The organism is Synechococcus sp. R6-10 (assembly GCF_047461815.1).
Lineage (GTDB): Bacteria > Cyanobacteriota > Cyanobacteriia > Thermostichales > Thermostichaceae > Thermostichus.
Genome location: NZ_JANSHW010000009.1, coordinates 1 through 7,347, shown reverse-complemented (window position 1 = coordinate 7,347; position 7,347 = coordinate 1). Strand labels below are relative to the sequence as shown.

Below are 7,347 nucleotides of genomic sequence, written 5' to 3'. Positions count from 1 at the left end.
TCGTCTGAACCCCGGGGATAGCACCTATATCCACATCGAGTTCGACCTCACCCCCAGCGAATTCATCACCTGGGATCGGGGCTTTGACGCCGCCACTGGCCAACAAACCTGGGGATCCCGCGCCGGACCCTACCGTTACCAAAAAGGGATCCCACCGGCCTCTTCCCCTCGCCCTTGGGGAGAGAGGGACAGGGGGTGAGGGCCAGAAAACAGTCAGGGGAACAAAAAAGGCAACAGATCTCGAAATCCTTTGCGCAGCCTGAGCAAAAAGATCAGCCGTTCCACTTCGGGGGAGACGGATCCGGTTTCGGGCCGAGCTGCCAAGGCTTCCTGGAGTTCCAGAGCCTCGGCGGCGGCGAGGGGCTGATTATCGACCGGAGAGCGAGCCCGCAAGTCGGGCTGGGCCCGCAACACCTCTTCCGGGATCTCATCGGCAGGGGGCAGTGCCCAAGCTTCCGGCCAAAGCAGCAGCAGACCCGCGCAGCAGCCCAGTCCTGCACTCCAGAGCCGTTGGCCCATCCGACCGGTTCTCCTAGCGTTGTCCACTGAACTCCACCCCTTGAAGGGATCCCTCCCAACCTTTCCCAACCCCTCGACCTGTTGCTGGGGGAAAGGGGGGGATCCCTTTAGCTGGCCATGGCTTCCGAGCGCTCTTGGATCACCCGATCTACTATGCCGTATGCCTGAGCTTCCGTGGCCGAGAGGTAAAAGTCTCGCTCCACATCCCGCTCGATTTTCTCCAGCGGCTGGCCGGTGGTTTGCGCCAAGATCTCGTTCATGCGCCGTTTGACCCGCAGCGTTTCGCGGGCGCGAATTTCAATGTCGCTGGCTTGGCCTTGGATTGTGCCCAGGGAAGGTTGGTGAAGCATGATACGGGAGTGGGGCAGGGCAAACCGTTTTCCCTTAGTGCCGGCAGCCAGCAAAAAGGCTCCCATCGAAGCCGCTTGGCCCACGCAAACCGTAACGATATCTGGCTTGATGTGGTTCATGGTGTCGTAGATGGCCATGCCCGCCGTCACAGAGCCACCGGGAGAATTGATGTACATCACAATGTCCTTTTGCGGATCCTGCGAGTTGAGGTAGAGCATCACCCCCACGATGGTATTGGCCAAGCTATCGTCAATGGGCTCGCCGATAAACAAAATCCGCTCTTGGTACAGGCGATCGTCAAGGCTAATCCACTGGCTATAGGGCTCGCCGGGCAAACGGTAGGGAACCCGAGGCACTCCAATCGGCATAAGTTTCTCCTGGCAAAGTATGAAACACAGAACGACGCGCTTGTAAGATATCTTCCGCGCTCAAATCCAGCTGGGGCAAAACCGAGGAAACAATGCGTCCAGATCCAGTTTTGACCTCGCCTTCGTATTCTCCGCCAACCCAGCGCACCGCGGAAACGGACTGCTTGGCTGGATCCACAATCCAGTATTCCGGGATCCCACGGGCAGCATAATCTTTGCGCTTGTCTTGATCATCGCGTTTTTCATGGTCCACTCCGGGGCAAACCACCTCCTCCACCAGCAGCGGCGGGGGCATGGGCAGCCCAATGGTTCCGCGACCGTTTCCCAGCAAGCTCACATAGCGGGATGCAAAGCCATCACCTCTGGATTGCGCAACCGAGCCTTGGCTGCGGGCACTTCGACCTCAACTTGGCCCAAGCTCAGGCGTTGGATGGGCAAAAACTTGGGCAATTCCGCAACCAGAAACAGCTCAATGAGGGTGTTCATACGCTCCTCGGCTTCCCGAATGGACCCGTCTTCAGGTTCAACCCGTCCTTCATAAAGCCCGTCCGTGAGGTGGAGGTACTCCTCCGCTGTTAAAGGCTGTACGGGAACTTGAACCATGGACGGATCCCTCTGCTTTAGTTTTTGGCTGCTGCCAACTTCGGCACGCCTTTGGAACTGGTCAGCACCTGATCGATGAGGCCGTAGGCTTTGGCTTCCTCTGGTGTCATGAAAAATAGCCGCTCCGTGTCCTTCTTGATGCGCTCCATAGGCTGGCCCGTGCTGCGGGACAGTTGCTCCAGCATCATGTTGCGCAAAGTCAGAATCTCGCGGGTGCGAATTTCGATGTCGCTGGCCTGTCCACGGGTGCCCCCATAGGGCTGGTGGAGCACGATCGTGGCATTGGGCAGACTGGCCCGAAATCCTTTGGCTCCTGCTGCCAATAACATGGCCGCCATCCCAATGGCATTGCCGATGCAGATAGTATGCACAGGCGGCTTGATGTAGTTCATGGTGTCCAGAATGGCAAAGGCCGCTGTGTCGTAGTTATAGGTGCCCGTCGAGTTGATGTACATCTTGATCGGCTTTTCCCGATCCTCGTACTGCAGATACAGCAGTTGCTCGATGATCAGCTTGGTGACGTTGGCATTCGACTCCTCTGCAAGGGGCAAGCCCAGGTAGACAATGCGCTCCTGCAGCAGCAGCGAAGCCAAATCTGGGGGTGGGGTACGAACCGGAGCGCCGCCATAGTAGTAGTAGGTCGATTGCACCATGCCAGAGATCTCCTACGCCTGGGTCTGTTCAACTGAAAAACACCAGAAAAACAACACTTGAGGACCACAAGGGATCCGCAGCATCCCAACGGATCCCTTGCAGTCTGAGGACCTCTCAAAGCCAGCTTTACTCCGCCCCTTGAGGCAAGAGAACCCGCTCCGGCTCCGTGACCAACACCTTGGGCTTGCGCTCCTCATCCACATCGATGAGCACCTCCGATCCCTCCCGGACATGCCCAGTCAGGATCTCTTCCGCCAGGATGTCTTCCAGCAGGCGTTGGATGGCGCGGCGCAGCGGGCGTGCCCCGTAGCTGGGGTTATACCCCTCCTCCACCACCAAGTCTTTGAAGCGGTCGCTGACCGTAAGGCGGATTTTCTTCTCCGTCATGCGGTCAAACACTTCCTTGAGCAGGATGTCGGCAATCTGCTTCACCTCATCCTTGGTCAGTTGCCGGAAGACGATGATCTCGTCCACGCGGTTGAGGAACTCCGGACGGAAGTACTGCTTCAGCTCCTCATTCACCAGGTTGCGGATGCGGTTGTAGTTGGCATCCTCGTCGTTGGTGTTGAACTCGAAGCCGAGGCTGCCGCCGCCCTTCTCGATCACCTTCGAGCCGATGTTAGAGGTCATCACGATCAGGGTGTTCTTGAAGTCCACCGTGCGGCCTTTGGCATCGGTCAGGCGGCCATCCTCCAGGATTTGCAGCAATAGGTTAAACACATCCGGGTGCGCCTTCTCGATCTCATCGAAAAGCACCACCGTGTAGGGGCGGCGCCGCACCGCTTCTGTGAGCTGACCCCCCTCGTTGTAGCCCACATAGCCCGGCGGGGATCCGATCAGCTTGCTGACCGTGTGCCGCTCCATGTATTCCGACATGTCGAGGCGGATCATGGCTGACTCGGAGCCGAAGAAGTAGGCTGCCAAAGCCTTGGTCAGCTCGGTTTTGCCCACCCCTGTTGGGCCGGAGAAGATGAAGCTGGCGATGGGGCGGTTGGGATTTTTCAGCCCCACCCGAGCGCGGCGGATGGCCCGGGAGATGGCCCGCACCGCTTCGTCTTGGCCGATGATGCGCTGGTGCAGGGTTTCTTCCATGTTCAGCAGCTTCACTGACTCGCTCTCGGTCAGCTTGGCCACCGGCACCCCCGTCCAGGCGCTGACCACTTGGGCCACGTCCTCTTCGGTTACCTCAGGCATTTCGCTGCGGCTGCTCTCCTCGGCTTTTTTGGCAGCGGCAATGGCGCGGATCTGCTGCTTGATCTCCATCTCCCGATCCCGCAGCTCACCAGCCTTGTCGAAGTTCTGGGCCCGCACCGCAGCGTCTTTCTCCTTGAGCACTCGCCGCAACTCTTGATCCAGCTCCCGGGCCGCCGGGGGCAGTTGAGAGTTGATCAGGCGCACCCGCGAAGCAGCCTCGTCGATCAAATCGATGGCCTTATCTGGCAAGAACCGGTCGGAGATGTACTGGTCGGCCAGCTTGGCTGCCGCATCCAAGGCGGCATCGGAGATCTTCAGCTTGTGGTGCTGCTCGTAGCGCTCCCGCAAGCCAAACAGGATCTCGATGGTCTCGGAGACCGTCGGCTCGCCCACCATGATGGGCTGGAAGCGGCGCTCCAGAGCAGCATCCCGCTCGATGTGCTTGCGGTACTCATCCAGGGTGGTGGCGCCGATGCACTGCAGCTCGCCGCGGGCCAAAGCAGGCTTGAGGATGTTGGCGGCATCAATCGCCCCTTCGGCAGCCCCGGCCCCGATCAGGGTATGCACCTCGTCGATGACCAGGATGATGTTGCCGGCATTGCGGATCTCATCCATGATTTTCTTGAGGCGCTCTTCAAACTCGCCGCGGTACTTGGTGCCGGCCACCAGCAAACCAATATCCAGGCTGATCACCCGCTTGTCGGCCAAAATATCTGGCACATCCCCCTGCACAATGCGCTGGGCCAAGCCTTCGGCAATGGCAGTTTTGCCCACCCCCGGCTCGCCAATGAGGACGGGGTTGTTCTTGGTGCGGCGGCCCAAGATCTGGATCACCCGCTCGATCTCCCGCGTCCGACCGACCACCGGATCCAGCTTGCCCTCCTGGGCCAGTTGAGTTAGGTTGGAGCCGAATTCGTCCAGGGTGGGCGTTTTGGTGCGGCTGGAGGATCCCCCCCCCGCCGTCACTTCGGCGGTCTCGCCCAACATGCGGATCACCTGGGTGCGCACCTTGGAGAGATCCACCCCCAGGTTTTCCAAAACGCGGGCTGCCACCCCTTCCCCTTCTCGGATTAGGCCCAGGAGCAGGTGCTCAGTGCCAATGTAGTTGTGGCCGAGCTGGCGGGCCTCTTCTAGAGAGAGTTCCAGCACTCGCTTGGCGCGGGGAGTGAAAGGGATCTCGACGGCCACAAAACCGGATCCCCGACCGATAATTTTCTCGACTTCAATGCGGGCGTCCTTCAAGTTCACTCCCATGGACTTGAGAACTTTGGCGGCGACCCCAGTGCCCTCGCCGATTAACCCCAACAAAATTTGCTCGGTGCCAACGAAATTGTGACCTAACCGTCTGGCTTCTTCTTGGGCCAGCATGATCACCTTGATGGCTTTTTCTGTAAAGCGTTCAAACATGATCCTCGGGCTCCCTACGCCTGCATCAAGGCGGACTTGATAGGGGTAATCCTAGCACAAGTTCTGGCGAAACCAAGGGACGGTAAATACCCCAGACGGAAGCTGTCTGGGGCCAAAACGCGCCTGGAGAGATTTGAACTCCCGACACCGTGGTCCGTAGCCACGTGCTCTAGTCCACTGAGCTACAGGCGCAAAAGGGGCGGGCCAACCACGGTTGACTGTCTGTCCATACTATCTGTCCATAGTTACTCAGATACTATCCAGTACTATCCAGAGACAGAGATGGACATCTATCAATGTGGCTTAGGCATTCTAGCACAAGAGCGTTCTTTGGAAAGTCCAGCGGGGGTGTAGATATCCGCCAGCGTTAACATTGCCCTTGCCAAGGTTGCCGGACTTCTCCCCCCACTTCGAGGCCGGCTTGGGGGCTGGTGGCCTTGATCACCGGCGTCCAGACTTGGCCGTTGCGCTGCCAAAGCTGCAGGTGCAGATGTCCTGCCAGGGTATCCCGACAGTTGCGCTGCATCCCTTCTGGGCCAGGGGCGAATACAGTTTGGCCAGGCCGCCGCGTGTGCCCTTCTAGCCGAATACACCAGAGGGCACTTTCTCCCCAGATTCGCCAGGATCCCCAGGGATCCACTTGCCAAGTCAGATGAGCTTGCCCAGGCCGCCATTCCAAAAAGGGCTGGGATCCCCATCCATGCAGGCTGATCAGGGCCACTTCTTCGGGGCGGGTGAGCACCTGCCGCTCAGCTCCGGCACAGGTGAGGCTGAGACCGGGATGTTGGGGAAAGGCGTTGCACTGGATCCAAAACCAGCGGCGAGGAAAGCTTTGGCCCCAATTTTTTTCGGCGTAGGCGGGAGCCTGCTGAAATGCATAGCGCCTGCCTCTCCACTCCACCCAGCCGGTGGCCAAGCCGTGGCTCATGAGGATCTGCCAGCCCGGCTCGAAGATGGGCAGGAAAGACCCTATCCCCATGGTGGCTTGGGGTGGGATCCCATAGGCAAAACGAGGCTGAATGCGGTAAAGCCAGCGAATGGGCTCAGAGCCCAAGGGATCCGGCAAAATCCCCTGATTGAGGTGGGCGGTGTATTGGTAGCCACTGGCGGTGCGCTGGAAGAAGGTGAAGGGATCCTGAAGGCCGCGACAGCCGGGGCCTGGGATCCCTGAGTGCCCCAAGGCCAGATGGGTTGAGCGGGCCCAAAAGCGGCGGGGATTGGGGAAGGTGCGCCAATGCAACTCCTCCTCCGGCCCCAACACCTGCGCCATGCCCCCGCGCTTGGGATCGATGGCGTACATGAAGGCAAAGCTGATGGGCGGATCCCCGGGCAAGGTGACGCGGCTGTACCAGCCCTCAAAAAACCGCTCTGTGCAGCCATCCCAGTGGTAGCCGGCATGGGGCAGGGATCCCCAATCTGTTGAGTTGTTTTGCCCAGAGCAAGCCGCCGTTGGAGGAAACGCCATTGAGACCTAAGCCATCGCAACAATGATAAACGGAAGTCTATGCTTACCAAAATAATAATTGCATTGTTTCTATATTTATTTGCCCTTAGGATATCAACCAAGCTGAGATTTAAGGATTTCTTGAGATTTCACCAAGGAAATCCATGGGTCAGGCGACTTGAACTGGAAAGCTTCCATCTTGCCTTCACATATCCTTTCGATGAGGTGAGCATGACGTCACGTCGTAACTTTTTGCTGTCTGCGGGTGCGGCCACCGTGGGTGGACTCGTGAGTGGCAGCTTAGCACGGGCCAGCACAGGCTACTGGGTTGCCCAGGCCAGCGGCCCAGAAACCCCCAATCTCAGGTTAGGCTTTATACCGATTGTGGAGTCTGCCCCCCTGATCATCGCCAAGGAAAAGGGCTTTTTCGACAAGCATGGCATGACCGGTGTAGAGGTGTTGAAGCAGGCCAGTTGGCCGGCAGCCCGTGACAATGTGGTCATCGGCTCAGCGGGTGGGGGAATCGACGGTGGCCAGTGGCAGATGCCGATGCCTCACATGATCCACATTGGCGCCATCACCAACAATCAGCCGGTACGCATGGCAGTTCTGTGTCAGCTGATCACCCAAGGCAACGGGATTGCCATTGCCGGAATGCATGCTGGCAAGGGTTTGGGGCTGGATATCTCGGGAGCCGCGGATTACATCAAAAATTTCAGCGCCAGCAACGGACGCAAATTCAAGGCCGCTCATACCTTCCCCAACGTCAATCAAGATTTTTGGATCCGTTACTGGTTTGCTGCTGGG

At 58.6% G+C, this 7,347-nt stretch carries 9 protein-coding genes and 1 tRNA gene; 2 read left to right on the top strand and 8 right to left on the bottom strand.

Annotated elements, in window-relative coordinates:
• Nucleotides 1-199 (top strand): CpcT/CpeT family chromophore lyase (locus tag NW837_RS00280; RefSeq protein ID WP_414328715.1); only part of this gene is annotated, 199 nt, incomplete at its 5' end.
• Between the two features lie 14 nt (nt 200-213).
• Here the strand turns inward: NW837_RS00280 and NW837_RS00275 are convergent.
• The 8 genes from NW837_RS00275 to NW837_RS00240 form a co-directional block, all read right to left on the bottom strand.
• Entirely contained in the window at nt 214-519 is a 306-nt protein-coding gene (locus tag NW837_RS00275; protein ID WP_414328714.1) for a hypothetical protein, read from the bottom strand.
• A 107-nt stretch (nt 520-626) separates the two neighbouring features.
• Nucleotides 627-1,238: an ATP-dependent Clp protease proteolytic subunit gene (locus tag NW837_RS00270; RefSeq protein ID WP_011432257.1), complete on the bottom strand. Its 612-nt coding sequence runs from the start codon at nt 1,236-1,238 to the stop codon at nt 627-629.
• On the bottom strand, nt 1,186-1,575 hold the full coding sequence (locus NW837_RS00265) for a Uma2 family endonuclease (protein ID WP_414328713.1): 390 nt from the start codon (nt 1,573-1,575) through the stop codon (nt 1,186-1,188). Before NW837_RS00265 ends, NW837_RS00270 begins: the two co-directional genes overlap by 53 nt.
• Nucleotides 1,572-1,841: a hypothetical protein gene (locus NW837_RS00260; protein WP_414328712.1), complete on the bottom strand. Its 270-nt coding sequence runs from the start codon at nt 1,839-1,841 to the stop codon at nt 1,572-1,574. Before NW837_RS00260 ends, NW837_RS00265 begins: the two co-directional genes overlap by 4 nt.
• A 17-nt stretch (nt 1,842-1,858) precedes the next feature.
• Nucleotides 1,859-2,494 (bottom strand): ATP-dependent Clp protease proteolytic subunit, encoded by a 636-nt coding sequence (locus NW837_RS00255; RefSeq protein WP_011432256.1) that lies wholly within the window; start codon nt 2,492-2,494, stop codon nt 1,859-1,861.
• Between the two features lie 127 nt (nt 2,495-2,621).
• On the bottom strand, nt 2,622-5,096 hold the full coding sequence (locus NW837_RS00250; RefSeq protein WP_011432255.1) for an ATP-dependent Clp protease ATP-binding subunit: 2,475 nt from the start codon (nt 5,094-5,096) through the stop codon (nt 2,622-2,624).
• A 118-nt stretch (nt 5,097-5,214) separates the two neighbouring features.
• Nucleotides 5,215-5,288 (bottom strand) — tRNA-Arg (locus NW837_RS00245).
• Nucleotides 5,289-5,463: 175 nt separating this feature from the next.
• Nucleotides 5,464-6,561 (bottom strand): tocopherol cyclase family protein, encoded by a 1,098-nt coding sequence (locus NW837_RS00240; RefSeq protein ID WP_414328711.1) that lies wholly within the window; start codon nt 6,559-6,561, stop codon nt 5,464-5,466.
• A 204-nt stretch (nt 6,562-6,765) separates the two neighbouring features.
• Between NW837_RS00240 and NW837_RS00235 the strand changes: the two genes are divergently transcribed.
• The coding region (locus NW837_RS00235; RefSeq protein ID WP_414328710.1) for an ABC transporter substrate-binding protein at nt 6,766-7,347 on the top strand (582 nt) is incomplete at its 3' end.

Excerpts from the sequence above, each read along its gene's own strand:
- NW837_RS00275 (WP_414328714.1), bottom strand. The coding sequence starts at position 519 with ATGGGCCAACGGCTCTGGAGTGCAGGACTGGGCTGCTGCGCGGGTCTG.
- NW837_RS00270 (WP_011432257.1), bottom strand. The coding sequence starts at position 1,238 with ATGCCGATTGGAGTGCCTCGGGTTCCCTACCGTTTGCCCGGCGAGCCC.
- NW837_RS00260 (WP_414328712.1), bottom strand. The coding sequence starts at position 1,841 with ATGGTTCAAGTTCCCGTACAGCCTTTAACAGCGGAGGAGTACCTCCAC.
- NW837_RS00255 (WP_011432256.1), bottom strand. The coding sequence starts at position 2,494 with ATGGTGCAATCGACCTACTACTACTATGGCGGCGCTCCGGTTCGTACC.
- NW837_RS00250 (WP_011432255.1), bottom strand. The coding sequence starts at position 5,096 with ATGTTTGAACGCTTTACAGAAAAAGCCATCAAGGTGATCATGCTGGCC.
- NW837_RS00240 (WP_414328711.1), bottom strand. The coding sequence starts at position 6,561 with ATGGCGTTTCCTCCAACGGCGGCTTGCTCTGGGCAAAACAACTCAACA.